The 26222-nt window shown below is 50.6% G+C and carries 24 protein-coding genes; 8 read left to right on the forward strand and 16 right to left on the reverse strand.

Annotated features, from left to right (window positions below; genetic code table 11):
* Positions 1 to 237: 237 nt before the first annotated feature.
* Positions 238 to 2304 carry an acyltransferase family protein gene (locus MRBLPE1_RS28235; protein WP_364152302.1) on the forward strand — a complete coding sequence of 689 codons (2067 nt, stop codon included), beginning with the start codon at positions 238 to 240 and terminating at the stop codon, positions 2302 to 2304.
* 378 nt (positions 2305 to 2682) lie between these two features.
* On the opposite strand, the gene MRBLPE1_RS28240 is transcribed toward MRBLPE1_RS28235, so the two are convergent.
* The 4 genes from MRBLPE1_RS28240 to MRBLPE1_RS28255 all read right to left on the reverse strand — a co-directional run bounded on the left by MRBLPE1_RS28240 (position 2683) and on the right by MRBLPE1_RS28255 (position 9759).
* Entirely contained in the window at positions 2683 to 4785 is a 2103-nt protein-coding gene (locus MRBLPE1_RS28240) for a glycoside hydrolase family 36 protein (protein ID WP_364152304.1), read from the reverse strand.
* Positions 4786 to 4883: 98 nt separating this feature from the next.
* Positions 4884 to 6200, reverse strand: a complete 1317-nt coding sequence (locus MRBLPE1_RS28245) for an ABC transporter substrate-binding protein (protein ID WP_364152306.1) — start codon at positions 6198 to 6200, stop codon at positions 4884 to 4886.
* Positions 6201 to 6338: 138 nt separating this feature from the next.
* On the reverse strand, positions 6339 to 7970 hold the full coding sequence (locus MRBLPE1_RS28250; RefSeq protein ID WP_364152307.1) for a response regulator transcription factor: 1632 nt from the start codon (positions 7968 to 7970) through the stop codon (positions 6339 to 6341).
* Positions 7963 to 9759 (reverse strand): sensor histidine kinase, encoded by a 1797-nt coding sequence (locus tag MRBLPE1_RS28255; protein WP_364152309.1) that lies wholly within the window; start codon positions 9757 to 9759, stop codon positions 7963 to 7965. Before MRBLPE1_RS28255 ends, MRBLPE1_RS28250 begins: the two co-directional genes overlap by 8 nt.
* A gap of 200 nt (positions 9760 to 9959) precedes the next feature.
* Here MRBLPE1_RS28255 and MRBLPE1_RS28260 point away from each other — a divergent pair, with 200 nt between their 5' ends.
* Together MRBLPE1_RS28260 and MRBLPE1_RS28265 are read left to right on the forward strand one after the other, a co-directional pair.
* The gene (locus MRBLPE1_RS28260) at positions 9960 to 10850 is read left to right on the forward strand and encodes a carbohydrate ABC transporter permease (RefSeq protein WP_364152312.1); all 891 of its coding nucleotides are present in this window, start codon (positions 9960 to 9962) and stop codon (positions 10848 to 10850) included.
* Positions 10850 to 11689, forward strand: a complete 840-nt coding sequence (locus MRBLPE1_RS28265) for a carbohydrate ABC transporter permease (RefSeq protein ID WP_364152315.1) — start codon at positions 10850 to 10852, stop codon at positions 11687 to 11689. The genes MRBLPE1_RS28260 and MRBLPE1_RS28265 overlap by 1 nt, the downstream gene beginning before the upstream one ends.
* A 90-nt stretch (positions 11690 to 11779) precedes the next feature.
* Here the strand turns inward: MRBLPE1_RS28265 and MRBLPE1_RS28270 are convergent, their stop codons facing one another.
* The gene (locus MRBLPE1_RS28270) at positions 11780 to 13369 is read right to left on the reverse strand and encodes a bifunctional metallophosphatase/5'-nucleotidase (RefSeq protein WP_364152318.1); all 1590 of its coding nucleotides are present in this window, start codon (positions 13367 to 13369) and stop codon (positions 11780 to 11782) included.
* Between the two features lie 183 nt (positions 13370 to 13552).
* Here MRBLPE1_RS28270 and MRBLPE1_RS28275 point away from each other — a divergent pair, with 183 nt between their 5' ends.
* The 4 genes from MRBLPE1_RS28275 to phnE (MRBLPE1_RS28290) all read left to right on the forward strand — a co-directional run bounded on the left by MRBLPE1_RS28275 (position 13553) and on the right by phnE (MRBLPE1_RS28290) (position 16995).
* Positions 13553 to 14515, forward strand: coding sequence for a phosphate/phosphite/phosphonate ABC transporter substrate-binding protein (locus MRBLPE1_RS28275; RefSeq protein ID WP_414698935.1), 963 nt, complete (start codon positions 13553 to 13555; stop codon positions 14513 to 14515).
* A gap of 118 nt (positions 14516 to 14633) precedes the next feature.
* Complete coding sequence (phnC, locus tag MRBLPE1_RS28280; protein ID WP_364152324.1) at positions 14634 to 15407, forward strand: phosphonate ABC transporter ATP-binding protein; 774 nt, start codon at positions 14634 to 14636, stop codon at positions 15405 to 15407.
* Entirely contained in the window at positions 15404 to 16195 is a 792-nt protein-coding gene (phnE, locus tag MRBLPE1_RS28285) for a phosphonate ABC transporter, permease protein PhnE (protein WP_364152327.1), read from the forward strand. The genes phnC and phnE (MRBLPE1_RS28285) overlap by 4 nt, the downstream gene beginning before the upstream one ends.
* The gene (gene phnE / locus MRBLPE1_RS28290) at positions 16192 to 16995 is read left to right on the forward strand and encodes a phosphonate ABC transporter, permease protein PhnE (RefSeq protein WP_364152330.1); all 804 of its coding nucleotides are present in this window, start codon (positions 16192 to 16194) and stop codon (positions 16993 to 16995) included. Before phnE (MRBLPE1_RS28285) ends, phnE (MRBLPE1_RS28290) begins: the two co-directional genes overlap by 4 nt.
* Positions 16996 to 17185: 190 nt before the next feature.
* Here phnE (MRBLPE1_RS28290) and MRBLPE1_RS28295 read toward each other — a convergent pair whose 3' ends face one another.
* The 7 genes from MRBLPE1_RS28295 to MRBLPE1_RS28325 form a co-directional block, all read right to left on the reverse strand.
* Entirely contained in the window at positions 17186 to 17551 is a 366-nt protein-coding gene (locus MRBLPE1_RS28295; protein ID WP_364152333.1) for a DUF1304 domain-containing protein, read from the reverse strand.
* Positions 17552 to 17569: 18 nt separating this feature from the next.
* Entirely contained in the window at positions 17570 to 18184 is a 615-nt protein-coding gene (locus MRBLPE1_RS28300; protein WP_364152336.1) for a flavin reductase family protein, read from the reverse strand.
* A gap of 37 nt (positions 18185 to 18221) precedes the next feature.
* On the reverse strand, positions 18222 to 18833 hold the full coding sequence (locus MRBLPE1_RS28305) for an alpha/beta hydrolase (RefSeq protein WP_364152741.1): 612 nt from the start codon (positions 18831 to 18833) through the stop codon (positions 18222 to 18224).
* Positions 18833 to 19780 carry a ring-cleaving dioxygenase gene (locus MRBLPE1_RS28310; protein WP_364152339.1) on the reverse strand — a complete coding sequence of 316 codons (948 nt, stop codon included), beginning with the start codon at positions 19778 to 19780 and terminating at the stop codon, positions 18833 to 18835. The genes MRBLPE1_RS28305 and MRBLPE1_RS28310 overlap by 1 nt, the downstream gene beginning before the upstream one ends.
* A 59-nt stretch (positions 19781 to 19839) precedes the next feature.
* On the reverse strand, positions 19840 to 20241 hold the full coding sequence (locus MRBLPE1_RS28315; protein WP_364152342.1) for a DoxX family protein: 402 nt from the start codon (positions 20239 to 20241) through the stop codon (positions 19840 to 19842).
* 197 nt (positions 20242 to 20438) lie between these two features.
* The gene (locus MRBLPE1_RS28320) at positions 20439 to 20891 is read right to left on the reverse strand and encodes a MarR family winged helix-turn-helix transcriptional regulator (RefSeq protein WP_364152345.1); all 453 of its coding nucleotides are present in this window, start codon (positions 20889 to 20891) and stop codon (positions 20439 to 20441) included.
* A gap of 273 nt (positions 20892 to 21164) precedes the next feature.
* Complete coding sequence (locus MRBLPE1_RS28325) at positions 21165 to 21587, reverse strand: DUF1801 domain-containing protein (protein WP_364152348.1); 423 nt, start codon at positions 21585 to 21587, stop codon at positions 21165 to 21167.
* A 229-nt stretch (positions 21588 to 21816) separates the two neighbouring features.
* Between MRBLPE1_RS28325 and MRBLPE1_RS28330 the strand changes: the two genes are divergently transcribed.
* A complete protein-coding gene (locus tag MRBLPE1_RS28330) occupies positions 21817 to 22812 on the forward strand; it encodes a DUF1835 domain-containing protein (RefSeq protein WP_364152351.1) in 996 nt (331 codons plus the stop codon).
* A 61-nt stretch (positions 22813 to 22873) separates the two neighbouring features.
* On the opposite strand, the gene MRBLPE1_RS28335 is transcribed toward MRBLPE1_RS28330, so the two are convergent.
* The 4 genes from MRBLPE1_RS28335 to MRBLPE1_RS28350 form a co-directional block, all read right to left on the reverse strand.
* Positions 22874 to 23806: an MBL fold metallo-hydrolase gene (locus MRBLPE1_RS28335; RefSeq protein ID WP_414698936.1), complete on the reverse strand. Its 933-nt coding sequence runs from the start codon at positions 23804 to 23806 to the stop codon at positions 22874 to 22876.
* A gap of 272 nt (positions 23807 to 24078) precedes the next feature.
* On the reverse strand, positions 24079 to 24330 hold the full coding sequence (locus MRBLPE1_RS28340; protein ID WP_364152357.1) for a GlsB/YeaQ/YmgE family stress response membrane protein: 252 nt from the start codon (positions 24328 to 24330) through the stop codon (positions 24079 to 24081).
* Between the two features lie 150 nt (positions 24331 to 24480).
* The gene (locus MRBLPE1_RS28345) at positions 24481 to 25542 is read right to left on the reverse strand and encodes a HAMP domain-containing sensor histidine kinase (protein ID WP_364152360.1); all 1062 of its coding nucleotides are present in this window, start codon (positions 25540 to 25542) and stop codon (positions 24481 to 24483) included.
* Positions 25539 to 26213: a response regulator transcription factor gene (locus tag MRBLPE1_RS28350; RefSeq protein WP_364152363.1), complete on the reverse strand. Its 675-nt coding sequence runs from the start codon at positions 26211 to 26213 to the stop codon at positions 25539 to 25541. Before MRBLPE1_RS28350 ends, MRBLPE1_RS28345 begins: the two co-directional genes overlap by 4 nt.
* Positions 26214 to 26222: the final 9 nt, after the last annotated feature.

Raw genomic sequence — 26222 nt, forward strand, 5'->3', positions numbered from 1 at the left:
TGTTGTTTCCGGTGTGCTGCCGATTTGATACCGAATTGAAACCCGTTTGTAACTGTTCTGTTACGAATTCACCCGAAATTCACTCTATAATTGCTATTACAACGATTTATCATCCAGAGGGGCTGAACATCATTTTTTCCATCCGTATCCGCAATAACCGCTGCTTATCTCGCGTACTTCGTCTAACCCGCCATGCCGCAAGTCTCCCCATCCCGTTTTGCGAAGGAGGAGTACGCCATGCCTAAACCAATCGGCAACAGCGGCCGATACATGCCAGGGCTCGATGGCCTGCGCGCAATTGCCGTTCTCGCTGTAATCGCCTATCATTTAAACCTCAAAGCCGTACCGGGCGGTTTGCTTGGCGTGAGCATGTTTTTTGTCCTCTCTGGTTATCTCATCACCGATATTTTGCTTAAACAGCTGGGCCAAAAAAAGACAATTGATTTAAAAACATTTATTATCCGCCGCGCTAGGCGGCTTCTGCCAGCCATGTTCCTCATGATTGCCGTTGTTTCCTTATGGCTGTCGATTAGCGATTCCGAAAGGCTCCTTTCCCTAAAAGGAGATATCGGATCAGCTTTACTCTATATAAGCAACTGGTGGCTTATTTTTCATGAAGTCTCCTATTTCGAAAGCTTCGGCCCCGCGTCCCCGTTCGGGCATCTATGGTCGCTTGCGGTCGAAGAACAATTTTATCTCGTTTGGCCGCTGGTATTGATCGCCGTCATCCGCTTCGTTCCGAAACGCGGCATGCTCGCTTTATGGACGCTTGCGGCAGCCGCAATCTCTGCCGGCGCCATGGCGCTGCTCTATCAGCCCGGCATGGATCCAAGCCGAGTTTACTACGGAACGGACACGAGAGCTTTCGCACTTCTCATCGGCGCGGCGCTTGCTGTCGTCTGGCCAAGCTGGAAGCTTTCCGCGTCAATTTCCGTACGCGGCCGCCTCCTTTTAGATACCGTGGGAACGGCCGGTCTAGTCATTATTTTGTTTATGATTGGACAAACCGGTGAATACGACGCTTCGCTCTATCGCGGCGGCATGGTGCTGCTCGCAATAGCAACGGCGGCCGTCGTTGCTGCAATGGCGCATCCTGCAAGCAGGCTTGCACAGATCATCGGCAGCAAAGCTCTCGCATGGGTCGGCGTCCGCTCCTATGGCATTTATTTGTACCATTATCCGATTATCGTGCTGACTACGCCGGCGGCAGAGAGCGGAGAGCTTCATCCCGTACGCGCTCTGCTTCAAGTCGTGCTTACCTTTATTCTTGCAGAGCTATCCTGGCGGTTTGTGGAGGAGCCGATTCGGCATGGCGCGCTGGGCAATTTATTCGCCTTGCTGAAGAAACAAGCTTCCCTGCTCCATCTGCCGCAATTGCGCAAATCAACGACTTATTTCGCAGGCATCGTGCTGATCGTATCCTGCGTGTCCTGCACAAGCAGCGTCGATTTGCAAACGGCAAACAGCAACGGCAGCGATATCGGCACGTTGAAGCCCGGCCAATCCAATGAAGCAGCTGCAAAGCCTAATACGGAAGAAAACGTTGGAGCCAGCCAAGAAGGAACGGTTACCAAGCCCGATGATACGAATGTGCAGGGTAAACCAACGCCGACGCCAACAACAACAACAACAACAGCTCCAACATCAACGCCGGCGCTAGAAGATCCCGCTTCATCCGCTGGGAAACCATCGGAAATTCCGAATAACGGAGTGAACGGCGGCACGAAGCAGACAGATACAGATACCGACACAGCTGGCGGCAAGCCCGTTACAGATAAAACTGCGGGCAGCAACAGCGGTACTGCAAAGCCTTCAGAAGACAACGAGCCTGAAGCTTCCGGCAATCCACATAAAATTACGGCTATTGGCGACTCCGTTTTATTAGATGCAGGCCCTTATCTTGAAAAACGGCTGCCAGGCATCCATATAGACGGCAAGGTTGGCAGACAGTTCCCTGAAGCAGCGGTGATCATTGATGAGCTAAAAAAGAGCAGCAAGCTTGGAGAGACGGTCATCATTGAGCTTGGCACAAACGGTTCCTTTACTGCCAAACAGATGAATGCCCTGCTCGATGCGGTCGGAGATGACCGCGAGGTTATTATGGTGAACACGCGCGTTCCGCGCAAGTGGCAGGATACCGTAAATAAAATGCTTGCCGAAACGGCCAAAAACAATGAAAATGTGACTGTCGTGGATTGGTATTCCGCAAGCAAAGGAAAAGAGGATTTCTTCTCTAAGGACGGCGTACACTTGAAGACGCATGGTGCGGAGTTTTATGCGGATATGCTGGCAGATGCCATCTGAGGGTACATTCATGAAGGCTGCTTCTAATAAATGATCTTTCACATTTAGCAGGAATTTCTCCTGTTATATAAATGGTTTTGTGCTGCGCTCTACACTTAGATGGAAATTCTCCCGTTAAATTAAGTGTTTTTAAGAGGAAATCGCGAATCGATTGAAATTAACAGGAGGTTTTCCTGTTAAATTCAGTAAATACAAATAAATCGAATAATTACCGGGAGATTATCCCTCTATTTTAATAGCGCCGCATACCGAAGGCACCTGCTTCATGCAACGAGAAGCTGATTCGCATTTCATGCCTACAGCAGCATTCTGCACACATTATGATACAAATAAAGGAGCAGCTGACCACGATTCATCCCGTGTTCAACTGCTCCTTTCTTATTTGCCTACCCGAAGCTCGATCAGCCTCGCGGTTCTCACGTCCTGCAAGCTAACCTCCAGCACGCCTTCCGCTTCATGCCATACCATTTCGGTGCCATGTGCTTCGGCTGGATACGTGCACCGCGTCTGCAGCTGCTGCCCCTTCCATCTAGCTAAAGGAAGCTTTACCGTAGAGGAGCTTCCCTTTATGCGCCACACGGCCAAATAAATGCGGCCCTCATGTCGCAGTCCATAGCTAATCCAGTCATCCTGCTGCGTCGGGAGTCCGATTGGCCAGAACGGCATCGCCGAAGAAATATCGCCGCGAATGGTTTTATAATAATCCAAAGCTTCTTTGACGAGCTCCCTGCGCCGCGGGCTGAGCTCCGCCAAATGGCCGCTCTGGTGAACCCTGAGCAAAAGAGCGTTGACCATATTGAAAATAACTTCCTCATCGTCGCCCTCCCGCAGCGGATAGGACCAAATCGCCGATTGCTCCGGGGTTAATGCCGCCGGCGAGCTCGCTGCGATCGCCGCGTATTTCACGTAATCCTCTTGGTCGCTCGTCGATTGAATGCTGTGACGGCTTAGCATCGCATAATCCATGCGCATGCCGCCGCTAGAGCAGTTCTCAATGACCAGGCTCGGATACTTGGCGAACGTTTTGTCTAGCCAGCTTAAATACGCGCGGTTATGCTGAAGCAGCCCATCCCCATAGCTGTCGGACCCGCTTTCCGTTCCGATACCGGCATTGATGTTGTAATCCATTTTGATGTAGCCGACGCCATAATCCTCGACTAAACGACGGATGACTTCATCGGCATGGGCAATGACCTTCGGATTGCGATAGTCGAGCTGGTAGCGGCTGCGGTCCTTAACCCGCTTACCGTGGCGCATGAAAAACCAGCTGTCGTCGGTCTCCGCCAGCTTCGGACTGTTAATGCCCATTACCTCAAGCTCCAGCCATAGACCTGGAATCAAGCCTTTCCCGCGGATGTAATCAAGCACATACTTTATGCCCTCCGGGAATCTCTCCTCCGAAGGCAGCCACTCGCCGACGCCGTCCCACCATTCGCCCGGGGCGTACCAGCCCGCGTCGATACAGAAATATTCGCAGCCTACTTCGGCTGCCGCATCAATAAGCGGGAGCAGCTTTGCCGTGGTAGGGGCACCCCAAAGGCAGTTCATATAATCATTGAAAATAACCCGCAGCAGCCGGTTATCCTCATTCGGTCTACGAATCAATCTGCGATACGCCGTCAGCTGCTCGATCGACTCTTCGAAGCCGCCTTCAACCGAACCGATGGCCAGAGGCACCGAGACAAATTCCTCGCCTGGCGCAAGCTTCAGCCACCAATGGTTGTCATGCTCTGTCGGACCGCTGATCAGCACGGTCAGCAAATCCGATTGTTCAATGATTTCCCAGTGCCATGAACCGTTATGCTCGATTTGCCAGAACAAGCTGGTCCCTGCTTCCTCATTTTGCAGAACGGCCATCGGAATATGCTCCGCCGCTGACCAGGAGCCGGTATTGCTGCACGATACGCGTTTGGAGCCGCGGTCCATCAAATGCGACATGCCCAGCTCAGGCAGCTTGTAGGAGCGCCATTGCAGCTCGCTTTGCCAGCCGTTATGCGCCAAATGGAGCCTCATTTTTTCATCGCGGTCCTGTTTTCCTTCCTTATCGAGCCCGGTTAGCGCAAACGAGGACACATATTCCACCTCTGCATCCGCCGCTCCCTCATTCCTCAGCGCCGTCCAGCTGCGAACCGTCTGCACGCCGTCATAGAACTGGAAATGCTGTACGGCCTTCACCCCCGTGACTTCATCCCGCAGTACAAGCTCAAGCTTACGCCCTGCTTCATTCCTTGTATCCTCATGCGATACATATACCATTCGCAATCCGGGATAAGAAGCACGATGCGTACGCCCATGGTACTCCGCCCGGTCCTCGCCCGTTAATTGCAGCTCCAGCAGCCGAAAGCCCGGCTTTTGCTTCTCCTGTATGCTGTCCTTAGCCAAAGGTGTTGCGCCAAAATGAAGAAACAGCACATCTCCGCTGCTTGTAATTTCAAACTGCAGGTGCAGCCCGTTTTCTGCGATTTCAATAAGTTTGCTCACCGCGTATCCCCATCCTTCATTTCCATTTTATCTCCCCTAAAAACAACTTAACCCAGCACTGTAAAAGTGCTGAGTTAAGAAATTGCCTATTGATTGGCTTACTCTGCGGAACCGAATTGAATCCAAGCTTTTTGAATTTCGTCAATGGCTTGGTCTTTCGTTTTGCTGCCGCCGATATAAGCTTGCATCAACTCACCAAACTTTTGGTGGAACGTATCCAGGGAGTAGTTAACCGACAAATCGCCGGATTTTTCTGTTTTCAAGATCTCTTCCATTTGTTTCGGCATATCCAGTTCAGGAAGCGGAGCATCCTTGATTGGAGGAATAACCTTCGCTACGTTGGAGAACCAGCTTTTGCCGTAATCGGAAGTGTACAGCCAGTTGAAGAACTCAATTGTTTCATTAACTACTTTAGAATCTTTGTTAATCCGAAGCGCTTGATCCGCACCCGTTACGAGCAGCGTTTGCTCTGCTTTTTCGCTTACAGGGTAACCCACGATGCCAAGCTCAAAGTCTGGCGTAATTTTTTTGATTGCTTCTTCATCCCAAGCGCCTTTACCTGTCATGAATGCTGCTTTGCCCGAAGCAAAGTCACTTACCCCAGCATTGCTGTCGCGCTCAAGCGGCTTGTTTGTGCCATGCTTCACTGTCGTATCGATGAAGCTGAAGAAGTTGTCTTTCAACACAGGATGATCATTAAACGTTGTTTCGCCGGCAATAAACTTGCCAACCAATTCTTTTGGCGTAATGCCTGCATCTTCAGCAGCCGCGTTCACGAAGTTTTGGAAAATATGCTTCCATACCCACCACTCTTTATAAGCGTTGGCAAATGGCGTGATGCCTTTTGCTTCCAGCTTCGCGATTGCATCTTCCATTTGGGAAGTTGTTTTTGGCACTTCGGTAATGCCCGCATCAGCAAGCAGCTTTTTGTTGTAAACCATGTTCATCAGGTTGCCTTTGACAGGGAAGCCAAGCACCTTGCCGTCTTTGGAGCTCATGTTGATTTTGACGGAATCGGTCATTGCAGCCGCAAGCGGCTCGTTAGTCAAATCCGCGCTGTATTCTGCAAAAGTATCGATATCCCCGCCCGCAGTCGTTTGGAACACGTCCGGCGTGCTGCCTGCAGCGATTTTCGATTTTAGAACCGTGTTATAGTCGGCTTGCATAATTTCAAGATTGATTGTCACGTTCGGTTTTACTTTTTTGTATTCTGCGATGTATGCATTGAAAGCATCTGTGTATTCAGGAGAGGCAGTAAACATGTTGATGGTGACCGGCTTGTCGGAGGCTTCCGTATTTTCACCGGTATTTGCACCCTCGTTGTTAGTCGTATTGTTTGTGTTGCCGCCGCAAGCAGCCAGTATTCCGATAATCAGCACTAGGCTGACGGACAGTGCCAGAAATCTTTTAAACATTGTATTGCCCCCGTTTCTTTCATTGAATGTGGTCTACGATGCCTATTGTAATGAAAAAGAAATAGGATAAGAATGCACATAAGTGAATAGTTAAGGGTAAAAAAGTGTCATGCTGCATGCAGTTCACTATTTGACCGTTCACTTTGAGGACCGATACTCGGTTGGCGACAGCGAATAGTAGTTGCGGAACGCTTTGCTGAAATAATTTTTATCCTTATATCCCAGCATTTCCGAAATATCCTGGATCTTCAGGTTAGGATCGTCCAGCAGCTCCTTCGCCTTGTCCATCCGGACCCTCTGTACATACTCATGAATACCGAAACCGAACTGCTGCTTAAACAGCTTCATCAAGTATTCCCTGCTCAAAAAGTATTTGTCCGCGAACATGGAAATTTTGATTTCCTCAAAGTAATGATTGTCGATATAGGTTTTAATATCCCCTACTTCGAAAGGCTGATTCGTCATTTGGGACTTCCTAATTTCACCGCTAAAATAGTCTAAAATATCGCTTAATAGCTGCTCGAACTGCTCAACGTTCGCAAAATCGGTAGAAATGCCGATGTCCCGCAGCGCATGGTCGCCCCCCAGCGGCAGTGCCTCTTGGTTCACGCCCAGCTCAATCGCCATATCGTTCAGCAAAATGACGAATTCATGCAGCGCGCGGTCCGCTTCTCCGATATTAAAGCGGTCCGATGCCCGCCATTTTTTCACATAGTCGCTCAAAATGGTTTTGGCATTATGTACGTTGCCGCTCTCCAGCGCGCTGCGAATGACGAGAATCCGGCTCGTTAAGGAATGGCTGTCCTTCGGCGGAGCCGCTTTATCGGCGGCAAGGGCAACGGTTGCCCCCTTCAGCTTGAGCAGATCGATTCCGTTAATTGCCGCTTTGGCAGCTTCATAGGAGGAAGCGAGCTCCAGCGCGTCATGCGTGGAATGCCCGATACCTACGGCTACGATAACGCCGAACAGCTCCTTTAAGGTTGAAGCTACTTTATTCAATTGATGCATGGAGCGGTAAGCGATATCCTCCGGATACCCGCCCTTCATCGTAAGAATGGCAATCAGCTCGCGCTCCTGCTTGGGGCTGGCAAAGCTGAATGCCCCAAAATGATCGGCCGCGATTTCATTCATGACATTGGCGACCGCAAAATGCAGCAAATCCGTGTCTTCATGGAAGCGGCGCTTTCTGATCTGCTCCAAATTGAGCACCCGCAGCACGACGGCCGTAAACCGGTTGCCGGGATCGTCTGCGCCGATTAGAGGCAGGAACGCTTCATTCGTTTGGCTCTTGAAGCTGCGTTCGATAATGGATTGATATACCCTCTCCTTCAGGCGCGGCAGCGACATATTGAGCGTGATATTGCGATTAATAAAATCGCTCTCTTTCTTCCGTTTCGCATCCAGCACATCAATGGCCTTGCGCAGCGATTGATTCAAATCCTGCCGATTGACCGGCTTCAGCAAATAATCGACCACCTTAGAGCGGATGGCCTGACGCGTATACTCAAAGTCGTTGTAGCCGCTAATGACAATCGTCAGCAGATCGGGATAATCGCGCTCAATGATTTGCAGCAGCTCCATTCCGTTCAGCTCCGGCATTTTCATATCCACCATGGCCAGGTCGATTTTGTGCTCAGCCAGCATCGCAAGCCCGACCTTCCCGTCCGTCGCCTCCAGCACCTCTGAAACCCCTAAGCCCTTCCAATCGCCTAAAATGCGAATCGCTTCGCGCAGAGGCTCTTCATCATCAATAATAAGTACCTTATACATGGCTCACGCCCCCCAGCGGTAATAACATCTCCATCTCCGTGCCTGTCTTATCCGTATGGATAACCAGTTCGGCTTCGTCTCCGTAAAGCAGCTTCAGCCGCGTATTCAAATTCACGAGACCGATACTCTCATTCTCGTCTTCACGGTCCTTCCACTCATTCAAAAAGGACTGCCTCACCTGCTCCAGCCGTCCCGGCGAGAACCCCGGCCCGTTATCCCTCACCGATATGATGGCATGCGATTCGGATATCGCCGCGCGGATATCGATCGCAATGGTGCTCGACACCTTCTCCAGCGCATGCTTGATCGAATTTTCGACGAGCGTCTGGATCGACAGCTTTGGAATTTCCAGCTCCAGCATCGATTCCTGCCATTCGTAAGTCACCTGGAGACGGCTCCCGAAGCGAGCCTTCTGGAGGGACAGGTAGTTTTCAATATGCTTCAGTTCCTCTCTTGCCCGTACGATATCCTTCCCGCTAATGCAGTAACGGAGCGTAAGCGCCAAAGCATCCACCATATCCGCAATGTCATAGCGTTCATTTTTTAAAGCTTTCGTCGATATGGCCTGCAGCGCATTATATAGGAAATGGGGATTAATTTCGGCCTCCAAGGCCTTTAATATCGCATTTTTCTCGACCAGCTTCATTTTGTAGCGTTCATTGATCAAATCATTCGTACGTCTCACCATCAGGTTGAAATGGCGCGACAAATAGGCAATTTCATCCCTGCCCTTCACCTCGGCTTCCGCATCGAAGTCGCCCGTACTGAAGCGGTTCATGTGATAGGAAAGCTTCTGCAGCGGCTTCGTAATGGCATTGGAGAAATAAGTCACGACGATAATGGAAAGCAGCAGGAACAGAAAGCCGATAATAAAGCTTAAATTCCGCGTCGTCCTTGCCGCTTCATAAATTTGCGAGTAAGGAATCGGCTTAACGAGCTTCCAGCCCTCCTGCTCCCCGATATCGTAGACGACAAGATACTTTTGCCCCGCCTCCGACCACGTTAGCTGACCGTTTGGCTTATCCGTCAGCTTGTCCGCCAAAGCCGTTGATTCCGCCCTTTTATAAAAGCTTTTGTCATCCGAATAAAACGGTTCGTTGTCCGGGCTTAAAAACAATAAATGCTGGCCCTCGTCAAAAGGAATGTCCTTGAGGATCTCATCGCTCACCGAAGAATCGAAATAAAAAGACAAAACGGCTTGCGGCTGCCTGGATACTATTGAGCGCAGCACCCTGTGATAAGCCATAAAGGTGTCTGCTGTCTGAACCGGATAGCCTACCTCAGACTCCGGCTCTACAAAGGACTGATAGGAGCGGTTAAAGGGGCTTTCCATTGCCTTCGAATACCACGACAATTCAGGAATCCCCGGCTCCGTGCCCGTTCGCACCGATATATTATAGTTTTCCTGGGAAATAGAATAATATTTTTTCTCCTTCACGACGTAGAGATAAATCGCTTGAAGGTCATTCCGGGAATAATAAAGCTGACGCAAATAGTTTTCCAAATACATTTTCGAAGCATAGTCCTCCGATTCGTGCATGATGGCATACGTAATCTCGTCGAACCGGATTTGCGGCAGCGAAAGCTGCTCCATTCCCTTCAAATAATCCTCCATATTCTGATTGACGAGCAGCAGGTTGTTGGATGTGCTGGCAATGCTGTTCGTCACGGATTCCTTCTGGAACATCTGATATGAAATAAAAGTCAACGACGCGACAACGAGTATAATAATGGTCGTGAAAAGCAAAATAAGCTTGTTCACCAGACGTCTATTCACGCGCTCTGCCATTGCCGCCGCTGCTTTAAACGCTCTATTTATAATAAGTTTCTCATCCTTTCATCGCAGCATTCCGTTCACCTTTTTACCCCTAACTGATTTCTTAAATCCATTTTTGCGGGGAGGATGGCTGATTTATAATACACATTATAGCTAATCCTGCTTTTTTAAAATATAAATTTAGATGAACTCCTTAGAGAAGAGGTGCAATGATGTTTAAAGCATTAGGTAGAAAATGGGGCGAAAAGCTTGAATTCGGCATCTTCACCTTGCCTGTATTAATTTGTATCGCCATCGCGTTTTACATTCCTTTCGCGATGACCATTCGATATTCCATGACCAAATGGAACGGGATTTCCAAGCATCCAAAGTTTGTTGGACTTGATAACTTCAAGCAAATTTTCATGGGCGACACGAACTTTGCAAACTCCGCATGGTTCACGATCAAATACGCGGTATTGTATATCGTCATTGTAAACGTTCTGGCGATTTTGCTTGCTGTCGTGCTCGATATGAAGCTCAGAACCTCGTCGTGGCTGCGTGCCGCATTCTTTATCCCTTATATTCTCAGCTTGGTTATTGTCGGCTTTATCTGGAAATTCATTTTCATGCAAGGCTTCGAATCGCTTGCGCAGAGCACAGGCTGGGGAATTTTCGATCTTAGCTGGCTCGGGGAGCCGGGGCTTGCCTTCGTCTCGATCCTGCTCGTATCCATCTGGCAGTCGATCGGCTTTTATTTAGTCATTTACATTGCCGGATTGCAGTCCGTACCTGACGATTTGAAGGAAGCTGCAACGGTTGACGGAGCAGGCCCGGTAAGACGCTTCTTCAGCATTACGCTGCCGCTGCTTGCGCCATCGATTACGATTTCGGTATTTATGGCTTTAACCAACTCCATCAAGGTGTTCGATGTCATTCTATCCTTGACTGGCGGCGGGCCTGGCGGTACGACGTACAGTATTGCGTATGACATTTATAGAGATACGTTCCAAAACAATCTTTACGGCTACGGAACGGCAAAAGCGCTTATCTTATTCGTGGCTGTATTAGTCGTAACGATCATTCAATTGACGCTCTTCAAACGCAGGGAGGTTGAAGCCTGATGAAAACGCAAAACAAAGCAAGAGCCGGACGCATTGTACTGGAGATCGTCATGGTGCTCCTCTCGCTCGTGTTTCTATATCCGTTGTTCTTGGCCATCAACAACTCGTTCAAAAGCTTCGGCGAGGTCATGACCGACGTCGTTGCCCTGCCAAAGCAGCTCGTATTCGAAAACTATTCTTATGTTTGGTCGTTTATTAACTATCCGAAGCTGTTTCTTAACAACTTCATTATTACAACCGTGGGACTGGCGGGCATCATTCTCGTCTCCTCCATTGCCGCTTACAAGCTGGCCAGAACGAAAACGCGCTGGAGCGCGCTGCTTTATCTCGTGTGCATCATGCCGATGCTCATTCCGTTTCAGTCAATCATGCTTACCGTGCTGCAATTGGCGAAGGATTTAAACCTATCGGAGAGCACATGGGGACTCGGTATTCTTTACTGGGGCTTTGGCGCTCCGCTCGCGGTCTTCATTTATCACGGCTTCGTGAAGGGCATCCCGAAGGAAATTGACGAGAGCGCGACCATTGACGGCGCTTCCGGCTTCAAATTGTTCTTTCTCGTGATCTTCCCGCTGCTGAAGTCGGTTACAACGACAATCATCATCATCGACGTGATGTGGATTTGGAATGACTTCCTGCTGCCGCTTCTTATGGTTAACGGCTCGCCTGATACCAAAACGTTAACGCTTGCTGCCTATACCTTCGTCGGTCAATACACCTCCGACTGGCAGTATGCAATGACCGCCATGGTTATGGCCGTGCTCCCATCGATCGTCGTGTTTATCTTCTTGCAGAAATACATCGTTAAGGGCGTTGTTGCCGGAGCGGTGAAAGGTTAATTAACGAAACGTAAAAGGCAGCTCCAAAGTCATTGACTTTGTGAGCTGCCTTTTTTTTGATCCGCTCCGGCATTGCCGCCAAAGCCCAGACTATTTCTTCAAAACCACCTGCCAATTATGGTTGCATACCGCCTCGACTACGCCATGCTTTTGCAGGTAGGCCGCAACGAGCTCCGCCATATCGATCTGCACCTCGCGTACGATTTGCTTACCCTGATACATTTCGTAATCGCCTCCGCCGGCCGCACGGTAATTGTTCATGACCACATCGAACCATTCGTTACCTCGCAGCGGCAGTCCGTTCCGGGTTAGTCTCGTCACCCTCTGGCCGATCGGCTTCGCCGCATTCAGCTCGTACTCGATGCCTTCCCACATGTCATAGTTGTAATGCTGCAGCTTTGGCTCCAGGTAGGCAGGGTTGACGCCTAAGGCACCGTTCGAATCCGCTTGGAAATAGGCTGCGGTTTGCTCTAGCGCAGCTCTTATATCCTCTCCGCGAAGCCTGAGGACGGTCAGCGTGTTCGGATACATGAAGTTTGCCAGGATATCCCGCATGGTCACTTCCCCGCGGAAGCCCTCCGATTCGTTGTTCAGGAGAGCCGCATTCGAGATATCCACGCCCGCCGCATCCATCTGCACTCTGTTCATGAACGCAATGAAGGGATGGTCGGCGCTGCGGCAGAGCAGTGGATCCGCTATCGTCATGTCGCCCCGGATGTGTCCGATCGTCTGATCGAGCCAAGTCTGCGTGGCCTCTTCCGCTTCACCCGTCAACGACAAAATAGCCGGGTCTGACGCAACCGCTCCGTCTATTCTGAGCAGCTCCGCCTGCTTCCTAGCAATCATCCAGCCGCTCTGCGTTTTTTGAAAGGCAACGCTGATCTTGCCCACTGCTTGTCCATTGCAGCCCGGCTGAATGACGGTAACCCCATTCACCTCGCCGGCTATAAAACGATGCTGATGCCCCGTTATCAGAACGTCTATCCCCTCTGCTTCCATACACATGGCATAGGCTTGATTCTCGCCTGTCAGCTTCTCTGCCGGCTCGCCGCTCGATAGATCTCGTTCGAAGCCGCCGTGATAGGAGACCACAAGCAAATCCGGCTGCTCTTCCTTCCGTATATAGTCGGCCCACTGTTTGACCGTCTCCAGCGCGTCTTGAAATTCGAGTCCTTTGATATGCTTCGGGTTCTCCCAATTGGGAATGTAATGCGTTGTAACACCAAGTATTACTACCTTGATGTTCGGACCTAATGTCTTGACGATATATGGCTTTCCAAACACCGGCTCTTTCGTCTCGCGGTTTACGATTCCGGCCGAAAGCCATGGAAAGCTGGAATCCCCTACCGCCTTGGCGAGCAGCTCCCAGCCGTAATTAAATTCGTGATTGCCGAGCACTGCCGCATCGTATCGCAGCTCATTCAGCGTCGCAATCGCCGGATTAAGCCGGTGCTTGCCGGCTGTCGCCGCATAATAAGCGAACGGCGTTCCCTGCAGCAGATCGCCATTATCCACCAGCAGCAGCTCCGGAGATTTCTTCCTGGCTTCTTTTATAAGCGTGGCTATTTTGGATAAGCCGGCATGCCTTTCCTCCCGCGTCCGGTACTCCACGGGCTGAATGTGACCGTGAATATCGCTGGTCACCATCATTTCACATGTAAATTCAACGCTCGGCCCCATGCTGCGACTTCCCTTCTATAATGATCATTTATTCCCTATTTTAACAGGTAAAGAAGCCAAGGAGATCCCGTTTCCACTCGTTTACAAAAGCTTATCGCCTCGTTTACGGACAGCTAATAAAATGACTTTATGCTGTAGAAGTACCATAAATTAGAATTTCTGGAGGGTTATCGTTTGAAAAAAATGACTAAGTTTGTTCTGCCGCTTTTATTTTCCTTTTCTCTGCTCAGTGCTTGTGGCACTAACAACTCCAACAACGAAGCCGCGGCAACAAATCAGGCAGCTACGAATGCACCGGCTGCTACCGAGCAGGCTGCAGGCTACGTGCCGGAGAAGCTCACCGTACAATTCGTGCCTTCCCAGAACGCAGATACGCTTGAAGCAAAGGCTAAGCCGCTGGAGAAGCTCCTCTCCGATAAGCTTGGCATTCCCGTTGAAGTGAGTATTTCAACCGACTATAACACGATTATCGAGGCGATGTCCTCCAAAAAAGTCGATGTCGGCTTTCTTCCCCCGACAGCTTATGTATTAGCGAAAGATAAAGGCGCTGCCGAGGTTATTCTCCAAGCACAGCGCTTTGGCGTACAAGATGACACCGGCGCTCCGACCGAGGAGCTCGTTGATTTCTACAAATCCATGATTATCGTGAAAAAAGATTCCGATATCCAAACCGTTGAGGATCTCAAGGGCAAAAAAATCGCCTATCAGAACGTGACCTCTTCCGCAGGCTTCGTATGGCCGGCCGGTAAATTGCTCGATGCGGGACTTGATCCGCTGAAGGACGTAACGGCCGTTACGGTAAAAGGCCATGACCAGGGCGTTATTGCCGTATTGAACGGCGACGTGGATGCGGCTGCGATTTTCCAGGATGCGCGCACGCTCGTTTCCAAAGATTTTCCGACCGTATTCGACGATACCCGCGTGCTGACTTATACCGAAAACATTCCGAATGACACGATCTCCGTTCGTTCGGACATGGACGCGGAATGGGTAACCAAAATCCAGGATACCTTTATTGCGCTTGGAAATGAAGAAGCCAGCCGTCAAATTATATTTGATATTTACTCCCACCAAGGCTACGTGAAGTCCGAAGACAGCATCTTCGACATCGTTCGCGAGTACGGGGAAAAGGTAAAAACAGAATAACCTTCTCGCATTAGCGAGGATTCACCAGACTATATGTTCAAAAAGCCAGTCCAAGCGCATCAGCGCCAGGACTGGCTATCCTTATGACTATGATAATGAGCAAAGGAATGATGTTCCCGTGATCGAGCTGCGGAATGTATCGAAAATGTACCCAAACGGGACAATCGGCTTAAACAAAATCAATCTTGCTTTTGCCAAAGGCGAATTTGTCGTCATCGTTGGGCTCTCCGGTGCCGGAAAGTCAACGCTGCTGCGTTCCATCAACCGCCTGCATGATATTTCAGAGGGCGATATCCTCATTAACGGGCAATCCATTACCAAAGCAAAGGGCAAGCAGCTGCGTTTGATTCGCCGTAACGTCGGCATGGTATTTCAGAGCTTCAACCTTGTTAAGCGCTCTACCGTCCTGTGCAACGTACTCGCGGGCCGAGTCGGCTACCACTCCACATTCACGACCTTGACGGGACGTTTCCCCGAGCGGGACATGAACCTTGCCTTCGAAGCGCTGGACCGCGTCAACATTGTCGAAAAAGCATACTCTCGCGCCGATGAGCTTTCCGGCGGACAACAGCAGCGGGTCGCGATTGCCCGCGTACTCGCGCAGGAAGCAAAAATTATTTTGGCTGACGAGCCTGTCGCCTCCCTTGATCCGCTGACGACGAAGCAGGTTATGGATGATTTGAAGAAAATTAATACAGAACTAGGCATTACGACGATCGTCAATCTCCACTATGTCGATTTGGCTCGCCAATACGCGACAAGAATCATCGGTTTGCGCGCCGGGCAGGTTGTATTTGACGGCCCCGTGGGTGAAGCGACCGATGAACGGTTCGCTGAAATATACGGACGTCCCATTGAAGATGCCGAGCTGCTGGGAGAGCGGCGCGCATGAGATCACCCGCTAAAGCGAACTATCCAAAGCCGCCCGGCAAGCTCAAGCATTATTTGACGGCTTTGATTATTGTTCTGCTCCTTTGGGGGAGCTCGGTTCAAACGGAAGCTACGCTTGGCGAGCTCATCGAAGGTTTTCCGAATATGTTCGACCTGCTTGCCGAAATGTTTCCGCCCAAATGGACCTACTTCGACAATATCGCCGGCGCGATGCTCGAGACGATTCGAATGGCGCTCATCGGGACGACGATCGGCGCCCTGATCGCTATGCCGATCGCTTTGCTCTGTGCAGGAAATATCGTAAGAAGCCGGTGGCTCCGCCATCCGGTACGTTTTGTGCTGAACCTCATACGCACCATCCCTGATCTGCTGCTCGCGGCGATCTTTGTCGCTATCGTCGGAATCGGTCCGCTGCCGGGCACGATGGCGCTGACCGTCTTTTCCTTCGGCTTGATTGCCAAGCTTACTTACGAAGCCTTGGAAGGCATCGATCGCGGACCGCTGGAGGCGATGACCGCGGTCGGAGCAAACGGCATGCAGCGTATTCTATTTGCCGTCATCCCGCAAATACAGGCTCATTTCATGTCCTTTACGCTGTATACCTTTGAAATCAATGTCCGTGCGGCAGCCGTGCTTGGGCTCGTGGGCGCCGGCGGCATCGGCCATTATTATGAAATCACGCTGGGTTTTTTGGAATACGACAAAACGAGCGTCATCATTATTTTCACATTAGCCATCGTCTTGCTCATTGATTATTCAAGCACGAAGCTGCGGGAGAAGCTGTTATGACCAAACCATGGAACGCAATCATTCAAAAGCCTAAAAAAAACCGTTTCCGCTGGCTGATTTACCTTGCGCTTGCCGTCGTCTATATTTGGGCGTTCGCAGGCATTCCATATACAGGCATAAAAGAGACGGCCGTCCAAATTACGAAAGCGATCGTAACCGGCATTCTCTCCCCCGACTGGGATTTCGTATACTTGCCCGAAGGCGAGGATTTACTGCGGGGCCTGCTGGAGACGCTTGCGATTTCGATTCTGGGCACCTTTATTTCATCGCTGCTTTGCCTGCCGCTTGCCTTCTGGGCAGCAGTCAACATGAGCGGCTCAAGGGTCGTTTCCGGCTCAGGAAAAATGGTGCTCAGCTTCATTCGCGCCGTGCCTGAAATGGTGCTTGCCCTTATGTTTATTAAGGCCGTTGGGCCGGGCTCGTTCGCCGGCGTGCTTGCGCTCGGTTTGCATTCGGTCGGCATGCTGGGCAAGCTGTTTGCGGATGAGGTAGAAAATATGGACAAAGGACCGGTCGAGGCTTTGCTCTCTTCCGGCGCGAATAGGCTGCAAATTTTATGGTTTGCCGTCCTTCCGCAGGTGCTGCCCGGTTTTCTGTCGTACATGCTGTACCGGTTCGAAATCAATATGCGCTCCGCTGCCATTCTCGGAGTCATTGGCGCCGGCGGCATCGGTACGCCGCTCATATTTGCCCTGAGCACCCGCAACTGGGATCGCGTCGGCATTATTTTGCTCGGCATCGTCATTCTGATTACCGTCATCGATATACTCTCCGGCGCTATCCGCAGGCGCCTCGTTTAGCTAATGCAAGCGTAAACGGCTGTCGCCGTCCTCTATGGCAAAAGCAGTCGTTTCGCGGAGATATATAAGCACATTTATATGTGAAAACATATAAATTCTTATATATTAAAAAAGCCCATACCGGCGAGTACTAGCCATGTACGGGCTTTTTTGGTTAGGCGCATCGAGCAGTCTCGTATGCGGGGGAAGACTACAGCACAAGCAGCAGCAATAGCAGCGCAAGCAGTGCGGGCAGGCCTTGAACGACGAGAATTGACTTCTTCGCTGTCAAGCCGCCGTAAACCGCAGCCACAAGGACACAGATTAAGAAAAAAAGTTGGATTTGATGGCCGAAATCGGCATTCGGACGAAAAAGCCCCCATAGCAGGCCCGCTGCCAAAAAACCGTTATATAACCCTTGGTTGGCAGCCAGCGATTTCGTGCTCGCCGCAAAGTCCTTGGTCGTTCCGAATGCTTTGCGTGCCCGCGGCGTATTCCATAAAAACATCTCAAGCACAAGGATATAAATATGCTCTATGGCTACAAGCGCGACGAATATGAAGCTTAATACAACCATCCCTTACCCACACCTTCCTTAACTAGGCCGTTCAATCGAAAACTGTTCCCCAAGCTTCGCATAATCGCTGCCAGCCAAGCGGCTGACCGGCTTTAATGCTTTGGCATCGATGCGCCCATTCTCGTACAAGGCCTCATCCAAATGAAAGCGGACGACTCGGCCAATCAATAGGTCGCAAGCGGGCGAATCCGCGCTGCCGCCAAGCGCGAGTGCTTGCTCCAACACGCATTCCATCCGGATTCTCGCCTCGGCGACACCCGGCACGCCGATGGTTTCGCTGGCTACGGGCGTTAAACCCGCAAGCGCAACCTCGCTCTCCTCCGCCGGCAAAATCGCCGCCGTTACATTGATCGCTTCGATGTAGCTCTCATCCGAGATATGGACAACGAACTCCCCTGCGCTGACGGCATTTCTGGCGGTGTCCTTCTGGAGACCGTCCGGCTTGCGCTGTACGGATACCGCTACCATCGGCGGATTCGCGGTTACGATATTGAAGAAGCTGAACGGCGCTGCATTCAGCACTCCTTCGCTGGACCGTGTCGTAACAAAGGCGATGGGTCTTGGCACGATACTGCCGATGAGCAGCTTATAATTGTCCTGTACGCTCTGGCTCGCGGGATCGATGGATTTCACGAACAGACCTCCTTTTGCGGCAATTGGCTAGAATTAATTAATCTTTGAAGGCTTCTTTATACCAAGCTGCAGCAGCTTCCACTTCGGAGCTCGTTAATTGATGGCCGAACGGCTCCCAATGGACGGCAACGGCTGCGCCCGCTCCTTGCAGCAATTGGTTAAGCTCTTCGGTTTCCTGCGGCGTGCACAGCGGATCGTTTGATCCTGCGCCGATAAAGCAAGGAACACCAGTCAGATCGGGAAGCTCTAAGCCGCGGATCGGAACCATCGGGTGATGCAATATCGCCCCGCTTAGAGCTCCTTGATAGTGGAACAGGAGACTAGCCGCAATATTTGCGCCGTTGGAATAACCAACCGCCACAAGCTTGCTGCGGTCGAAGCCGTACTCTGCAGCGGCGCTGTCCAGAAATTCATTCAGCTCCTTCGTCCGGAACCGAAGATCTTCTAAGTCGAATACGCCTTCAGCCAGCCTGCGGAAATAACGAGGCATCCCATTCTCGAGCACGTTGCCTCGTACGCTGAGCACAGACGATGCTGGCGATAACCGTTCGGCAAGCGGGAGTAAATCCCGCTCGGTGCCTCCCGTGCCATGTAAGAGCAGCAGTACTGGCGCAGCTTGATCCGAACCTTGTTTGAAAATATGCTTCATCATTTGTCATCCTCCAATACTCTAACTTCAAATGGCGATAATAATTGCTCGATTTGTGTGCGGTGCCCTTCATACCATTCCGGAAGCATCAGTTTCTCGCCCAGGTGCTCCGTTTCTTCATCACGGGAGAAGCCCGGAGGATCCGTTGCGATCTCGAATAAAATGCCGCCCGTTTCCCGGAAATAGATCGCGTTAAAATATTGCCGGTCAACAATTGGCGTAGGCTGGAAGCCATTGCTTTCCACGTGGCTTCTCCAAAGCGCATGCTCTGCGTCATCTTTTGCCCGCCAAGCAATATGATGGACCGTTCCCGCTCCGCCGTGGCCCGGCTCCATGCTCTCGATATTGACATCGATAAGGTTACCTATATCTCCTGTTGATTGAAAACGGGCGTAACCGCCTTCTTCGCCTACTTTCTCCAGCCCCATCACTTTTACGAGCAGCTCTGCGGTTTGGGCAGGAGCCGTGCTGTACAGTATAGCTCCGCCGAAGCCTTTGACCGCTTTATTCGCCGGTACGCCGCCAAATGCCCATTTGCTGTTCGCCCCTTGTTCACGGGCTACAATCTCAAGTTTCAAGCCGTCCGGATCTTCGAATTGCAAGTAATTTTCGCCGAATCTGGTTGTTTGCGTATATTCAACATGCAGTTTAGCCAACCGCTCTTTCCAAAAATCAAAGGCGTCTGCTGGCACTACATAAGTTGTGTAACCGACTTGGCCGCCGCCAATTTTGCCTTTGCGTGAATTTTTCCAAGGGAAAAATGTAATGATGGTGCCTGGGCTGCCGATTTCATCACCGAAGTACAGATGATATACCTCGGGGGCATCAAAGTTGATCGTTTTTTTAATTAACCGAAGTCCAAGCACTCCTGCGTAAAAATCTGCGGTAACCTGTGCGTTTCTTACAAAAGCAGTAATATGGTGAATACCTGTCGTTTGAGTTGTCATATTAATACACTCCTTATTTTATATAATATTGAAAGTATTGTAACTAATGATATTACAGATTAACGAATGAATGCGTCAAGTGAATAGTCGCCCGCTCCCGTTAATGCAACACCTATAGCAATGGCTAATAGCACGAGATTATATTCATATCCGTTAGCCGTAGCCCAAAGCCCGTTCTGTCCATGCACCTTTACGATAGCGACCAGCATAGTGAGTACGATCAGCGCTGCGGCAAGCGGAGTAAGCAAGCCTGCTGCGAATAAGATTCCGCCCACAAGCTCCATCAAACCGGCAACAACGGCCATTGCAACTCCCGGCTTAACGCCGATGGATTCTAACCAGCCGCCCGTTCCTTTTGGACCGTAACCTCCGAACCAACCGAACAGCTTCTGCGCGCCATGCCCTACGAACAACAAACCGACAACCAAACGAACGACCAACAATCCCAATGCGATACTCATTTTAAATTCCTCCATTTTTGTTTTATTGTTTTTGTTACTAATTAAAGAGTCTTTAATTTAAGATATTAGACAAGCGTTAACGGTTGTTTGCTTCCATTGCTTGCAGCAAACCGATTGCTTGATATAAAAAGGGCTAATGTCCTCAGGCGTAAAATGCTGACGCCGTCCTTCGCGGCAAAAGTTCAACATAAGCTGCGCTACTTGTAATGCTCCTGCGCAAATTTCCCCAGCTTCTTCAGCAGCTTGCTTGCGAGCTGTTTCTCTTCCGGCGAAAGTCCGCCTACCGCTTGCTCGATCGTTGCTTGATGCGCCGGAAACACATCCTCTATGAACTGTTTGCCCTGATCGGTCAGCTCGGCATAAATGAGGCGTCTGTCTTCGGTTGATGCCCGGCGGCGCACCGTCTGCTTCTTCTCCAGCTTATCCACGACGTACGTGATGTTTCCGCTGCTCATCAGCACCTTCTCGCCAATTTGCTGCAATGGCTGCGGTCCTCTATGGTATAACAGCTCCAGCACGCCGAACTCCGTCCGGTTCAAGCCGTTCTTGCGTATATCGCGATCCGCATGCGCGTTCACCCATTGGGTCGCTCTGGACAGCGCAATGAAGAGATCTAATGAATCATTTTGTTTTTGTTTTTCGTTTGCCATGATTATCACTCCCTTCCGCGCTGCATTTATCTTTAATTTAATTATCTTGAATTAAAGATAATATATTTTGAAGCTGCTGTCAACACCTTTTATAAAAATGATTTCGTCTTTATCGTTTCGTAATCCTTCCGCCAGGATAAAAGCTCCGGCGTTCCGACAGCCGAACGTCAATCACTCGTGATCACGGCTTGCGTAAAAATCAAACGGCAGCCTATAACCCAATATGAGGTTCAGTTCTGCCGCACATTTATTGAATAGTCTTTAATTGCCCGCTTAATCATCCGGATAGGTCTCATTCAGGAATTTAACGGATTGTTTGATCATCGCTTTCAAAACTTCAACGTCAATGTCGTCTATTTTATTGATATAGACACAGGCTTTGCCTGCAGTATGCTTCCCGAGCTGCTGCTGCAGTCTAGCCCGTTCGGTATCGCCCGTCGCAAAATACAAACTTATCTTTGCTTTTCTAGGCGAGAAACCAGCCCGCGGTGCTGCTCCTTCGTGTCCGGATTCATATTTGTAATGGTATGAGCCGAAACCAATGATGCTAGGTCCCCACATTTTCGCGGGATAGCCTGTCGTTTCCGTAAATATATCCAACAGCTTGTAGGCGTCTTCGCGCTTCTTAAGATTCTCCACATTATCAATAAATTCAATTACGCTGTGGTCGGTTTCTTTTGTTTTCTGTTCATACATCGTTATAGAATCTCCCCTCTGCCTTCAAATTATCGCTTCAAAGTGAAATTATTTTGAAATTGGAAGCCTTATAGTAATACTTCTTCAATTATTCCCGGCTTTCCTGCCCGTTAACTTCACGACTCATCGCAAGAATAAGACTTTATTTCCGTTAACGGCATTGCATTCGAATTCCAGGTTGCAAGAGCGGCTCGTTTCCGCCAATATCAACCTATAAGGAGGCGAAACGATGCTGCATATTGTGAATGGGGATTCGGTTGGAAATAAGCTGAAGGACGCAGGCGCTCAGGGCGATGTTCTCGTATGGAGGGAAATGTATACCGAGGGGCCCGTCTTTCTCCGGCAGGAGCTGCCCGCAAACCGAATCGCCAGAGGCCAATACATGGAGGAAGCTTTCGGCATCCCTTTGGAGGAATGGAAGACATCCGCGGAAGCACAGGAAAAACGGCTTGCGGACTTCCATCTGCATGAGGATGTCGTGCTATGGTTCGAGCATGATCTGTTTGACCAAACCATGCTAAGCTACTTGCTGCACTGGTTCTCTGGTCAAAGTTTAGGCAATACAAAGCTTTATTTGCTTAGCATCAATCAGTTCCCGGGCATTCCGTTATTTCACGGTTTAGGCCAGCTCTCTGCTGCCCAGCTGTCCACTCTCATGAATACCTGGGAAGAAGTCAGCCCCGGGCAGCTCTCGTTAGGCAAAAAAGCATGGGAAGCCTACACGGCCATGCTACCTACGGCAATCTCCGATTTGCTGCAGGAGGATACCTCTGCCCTTCCTTTCCTGGAAGACGCCTTCAAGCTGCATTTATCCCGTTACCCTTCCGTGCAAAACGGCCTTGGCGTCATCGAGCAAACGACGCTGGAGCTGCTTGCATCAGGAACCGATACCCCTTTGCGGCTTTTCCAACAAACGGGCGACATGCATCATGTGCTTGGAATGGGTGATACTCAGTATTGGTTCTGCCTGCGGCAGCTCGCGCAAGGGTCCCATCCGCTCATTGCCCTCGAGGGCAGCGTCAGCATTCCCGGCTTGTACGATTCGCCCCAAAGCTTCCTGCATTCCAAAATAAGCTTAACCGGGCTGGGTGCTGAAGTCGCTGGAAATGGCAAGGATTGGGCAAAGTTAAACGGCATCCATAAATGGTTTGGGGGCGTGCTGCTGGAAGGGCATGACCCTCCATGGCGCTGGGACAACAAGCGTTCCGCAATCATTCCTGTCTAACCCTAGCTCAAACAGCCTGCCGGGAAATCCCGGCAGGCTGTTTGCTTGCTGCTTACCCAGCTTACCTCCACCAAACCGAAGAAGGATAGGATGCCGCTTGAATCAGCACGGTCTCGCCAATTCTCGGAGTCGAAATTCTGGCGTTGAGCTCCTTGGCGGCTTTCACGGCACGTTCTACCGGATCAGTCCAGCTATGCAGCGCCAGCGTGAAAGCGCCCCAATGGATCGGAATCATGACCGCTCCCCTTACGTCCAAATGAGCTTGAACGGTTTCTTCCGGCATCATATGAATGGCGGCCCAGCGCTCGTCATATTGGCCGCATTCCATTAAAGTAAGGTCGAACGGTCCGTACTTCTCGCCAATTTCTTTGAAATGGGGACCGTAACCGCTGTCTCCGCTAAAGAAGACCTTAGCCTCGCGTCCGTGAATGACCCAAGAGCACCAGAGCGTCGCGTCACGGTCCGTCAGGCTCCTGCCGGAAAAATGCCGCGCCGGCGTACAAGCCAGCTTCAGTCCTTCATACTCAAACTCATCCCACCAGTCATGCTCCTCAATCATGGCCGGATTGACTCCCCACATCACCAAATGCGGAGCCACGCCCAGCGGAACGATGAACCGCTTAACCTTATCTTTAAGCTTTACAATGGAACCGTAATCCAAATGGTCATAATGATCATGCGAAATCAGTACCGCATCGATCACCGGAAGCTGTTCGATTTCAAACGGCAGCTCGCTGTTAAATCTTTTTCCGCCAATCAACGGAAACGGGGACGGCGCATTGCCGAACATCGGATCAAGCAGCAGATTTTTTCCGTCCAGCTGCAGCATGGCAGCGGAATGGCCGAACCAGGTAAGCTTAGGCTGCTGTCCGCTGCGCTTTAAATAGTCATCGCTCATACGCTCGATGGCAATCGGCTTACCCGGCTTTGCATGGGGATTTCCTCTAATGAATGCGATAAGGAGCTTCAGCTTTTCTCTTGTCGTGGTTTCCATCACGGTAGGAATCGCATTTATGAACTTTTTGCTTGCGTACTGCTTCGATCCGCTCAGCTGCTGCCGCCGCTCCTTGGACGGCCTGGCCCCGAACGCAGGGTAATATTGCAGCAGCAAATAGACAACAAGAACAAAAGCAGCGAGAATACCAATCGTTATGAACATTTTATCCAACCTCTTCCGTCTTCGCTTTATACACACAGAAAAAACCGCTATTGAAGTATACGTTACTACTTCAACAACGGTTTTATCAAGTTTGCGTAAAAGCCAACCTATGCTCTTCTTGTTCCTCGCAAAATGGCGCTTAAGATCAGTACGACCACAATGGCTCCGATAATGGCTGGAATGAGAGCGAATCCGCCTACATCTGGTCCCCATGAGCCAAGAAGAAGGGTACCTAACCAAGCTCCGACAAGACCGGCGATGATGTTTCCGATAATTCCGCCTGGAACGTCACGACCTACTAATAAACCGCCTAGCCAACCAATTACCCCGCCGACAATGATTGTCCATAAGAATCCCATATTCATCTTCCCCTTTCTGTGTTGCGACTGTGTTGTGATATAACTAAGAATAACCGCATCTGCTCGCTTTGAAACAAAACGAAGAAGTTTAAAATATGGAAGATGAATAAGGATTCATTTTTTTGCCGTCATCGCTTGCCCGCAATGGGACTATTCCGCCGGCAGCGATACCTCGAACAAAGAGCCTTCATGCAGCCGGCTTGAAACCGTAACGCCGCCGCGGTGCAGCTCCACGATTTTTTTTACGATCGACAAGCCAAGCCCGCTCCCGTCGGCTGTTCTCGTGCGCTGCTTATCCCCTTTATAGAAACGCTCGAAAATCCGCGGCTGATCATCCTTGGATATTCCGATGCCGCTGTCGGCAATGCTTACTTTGATTTCATTGGCCATCCGATGGAGAACGATTTTTATGCTCCCTTGTACGGGGGTGAACTTGATCGCGTTATGGATAAGGTTCACCCACACCTGGCTGAGCATCTCTTCATTGGCCACGATTTCGGTTTCCTCCAGCTCGAGTTCGAGCTCCAGCTCCTTCTCCAGCCACTGCGGCTCGCAAGCCAGCACGATATGCTCAAGCTGCGTATCGAGGCGGTAGCGCTTCGTATCGAGCTGCTGCTGCTCGGCTTCAAGCGTGGTCAGCTTGAGCAGATTATCGCTTATTTTGGACAAGCGCGTCGTTTCCATTTCGATAATGGATAAGTAATGCCGCTGCTCCTCGGGACTGAGGTCCTCGCGCTGCAAGGTGCTCGCAAAACCCCGGATCGAGGTTAAGGGAGATTGAATTTCATGCGAAACATTCGAGATAAATTCCTGGCGCAGCAGCTCAACCTGCTTCAGCTCATGGGCCATATCGTTAATGGACTCGATGAAAGCGCCGATTTGCCCGTGATACTTCTTGTCCCGGTCGAGCATCACATTGAAATCGCCTTTGGCCATCCGCTTTAACGCATCCATCATTTCGATCCAAACGGCCCTTTGCTTCGAATGCGTAAACAAGTTGATGATCGCGACCAGCAAAATTAAGATAAGGATCCCCAGTCCCCAGTTCACGAGCTGCAAAACATATTCGGGCAAATCCACTGCATGGCTGGCATAGAACCAATCCGTCAACCAATACGCAAGCGAGAAAGCGCCGCCGCTGAAGAGGAATACCATGGCCGTTGACCCTGCGACGCGCAGCGCTATCTCGATTTTAGTTAATCCACGCTTCATTTCAAAGCCTCCAGCCGATAGCCTAAGCCGCGAATCGTGCTGATTTTGATCGAGACATCCCATGCCACAAACCGCTCGCGCAGCCGGTTAATATGAACGTCGAGCGTTCGTTCGTTGCCGTCAAAATCATAACCCCAGATCGCTTCGATCAGCTGGTTCCGTGTCAAGGTACGCCCTAGGCGGCTGATCAGCATGAACAGCAGCTCGAACTCCTTCGGGGGAAGAGTCGTGTATTCCGCGTTCACTCTCACCTCATACGTCTGGCGATCCAGCATCAACTCCGCAACGGTCACCTGCTGCGATACCGCGATCCGGTAACGCTTCAGCAGAGCCTTAACCCGGACGGTCAGCTCCGCAGGGTCAAACGGCTTCACCAAATAATCGTCCGTACCCAGATTGAAGCCCTTTAGCTTATCGCCCATTTCGCCTTTGGCTGTCAGCATCAGCAGAGGGATGTCGTATTGCTTGCGCAGCTCCTTGCACAGCTCCCAGCCGTCCATGTTTGGCATCATGATATCCAAAATAACCATATCAGCCGGCAATTTCTCCATCTGGGCGAGCGCCGCTTGCCCGTCTGGCGCTTCTTGCACGAGCATTCCCTCCTTCTGCAAAATAACGCGGACAAGCTCCCGGATATGCGGATCGTCGTCTACAACGAGCAAGTAGCCCATCTCTTCCCC

Source organism: Paenibacillus sp. LPE1-1-1.1 (assembly GCF_040676435.1).
Classification (GTDB): domain Bacteria; phylum Bacillota; class Bacilli; order Paenibacillales; family Paenibacillaceae; genus Pristimantibacillus.

Coding starts and splice junctions, on each gene's coding strand:
- MRBLPE1_RS28295 (WP_364152333.1), bottom strand. CDS start 17,551: ATGGTTGTATTAAGCTTCATATTCGTCGCGCTTGTAGCCATAGAGCAT.
- MRBLPE1_RS28325 (WP_364152348.1), bottom strand. CDS start 21,587: ATGTATGAACAGAAAACAAAAGAAACCGACCACAGCGTAATTGAATTT.
- MRBLPE1_RS28255 (WP_364152309.1), bottom strand. CDS start 9,759: ATGGCAGAGCGCGTGAATAGACGTCTGGTGAACAAGCTTATTTTGCTT.
- MRBLPE1_RS28350 (WP_364152363.1), bottom strand. CDS start 26,213: ATGGGCTACTTGCTCGTTGTAGACGACGATCCGCATATCCGGGAGCTT.
- MRBLPE1_RS28330 (WP_364152351.1), top strand. CDS start 21,817: ATGCTGCATATTGTGAATGGGGATTCGGTTGGAAATAAGCTGAAGGAC.
- MRBLPE1_RS28265 (WP_364152315.1), top strand. CDS start 10,850: ATGAAAACGCAAAACAAAGCAAGAGCCGGACGCATTGTACTGGAGATC.
- phnE (WP_364152330.1), top strand. CDS start 16,192: ATGACCAAACCATGGAACGCAATCATTCAAAAGCCTAAAAAAAACCGT.
- MRBLPE1_RS28310 (WP_364152339.1), bottom strand. CDS start 19,780: ATGACAACTCAAACGACAGGTATTCACCATATTACTGCTTTTGTAAGA.
- MRBLPE1_RS28305 (WP_364152741.1), bottom strand. CDS start 18,833: ATGAAGCATATTTTCAAACAAGGTTCGGATCAAGCTGCGCCAGTACTG.
- MRBLPE1_RS28345 (WP_364152360.1), bottom strand. CDS start 25,542: ATGAAGCGTGGATTAACTAAAATCGAGATAGCGCTGCGCGTCGCAGGG.
- MRBLPE1_RS28245 (WP_364152306.1), bottom strand. CDS start 6,200: ATGTTTAAAAGATTTCTGGCACTGTCCGTCAGCCTAGTGCTGATTATC.
- MRBLPE1_RS28320 (WP_364152345.1), bottom strand. CDS start 20,891: ATGGCAAACGAAAAACAAAAACAAAATGATTCATTAGATCTCTTCATT.
- MRBLPE1_RS28235 (WP_364152302.1), top strand. CDS start 238: ATGCCTAAACCAATCGGCAACAGCGGCCGATACATGCCAGGGCTCGAT.
- phnE (WP_364152327.1), top strand. CDS start 15,404: ATGAGATCACCCGCTAAAGCGAACTATCCAAAGCCGCCCGGCAAGCTC.
- MRBLPE1_RS28250 (WP_364152307.1), bottom strand. CDS start 7,970: ATGTATAAGGTACTTATTATTGATGATGAAGAGCCTCTGCGCGAAGCG.
- MRBLPE1_RS28335 (WP_414698936.1), bottom strand. CDS start 23,806: ATGGAAACCACGACAAGAGAAAAGCTGAAGCTCCTTATCGCATTCATT.
- MRBLPE1_RS28315 (WP_364152342.1), bottom strand. CDS start 20,241: ATGAGTATCGCATTGGGATTGTTGGTCGTTCGTTTGGTTGTCGGTTTG.
- MRBLPE1_RS28275 (WP_414698935.1), top strand. CDS start 13,553: ATGACTAAGTTTGTTCTGCCGCTTTTATTTTCCTTTTCTCTGCTCAGT.
- MRBLPE1_RS28270 (WP_364152318.1), bottom strand. CDS start 13,369: ATGGGGCCGAGCGTTGAATTTACATGTGAAATGATGGTGACCAGCGAT.
- MRBLPE1_RS28260 (WP_364152312.1), top strand. CDS start 9,960: ATGTTTAAAGCATTAGGTAGAAAATGGGGCGAAAAGCTTGAATTCGGC.
- MRBLPE1_RS28340 (WP_364152357.1), bottom strand. CDS start 24,330: ATGGGATTCTTATGGACAATCATTGTCGGCGGGGTAATTGGTTGGCTA.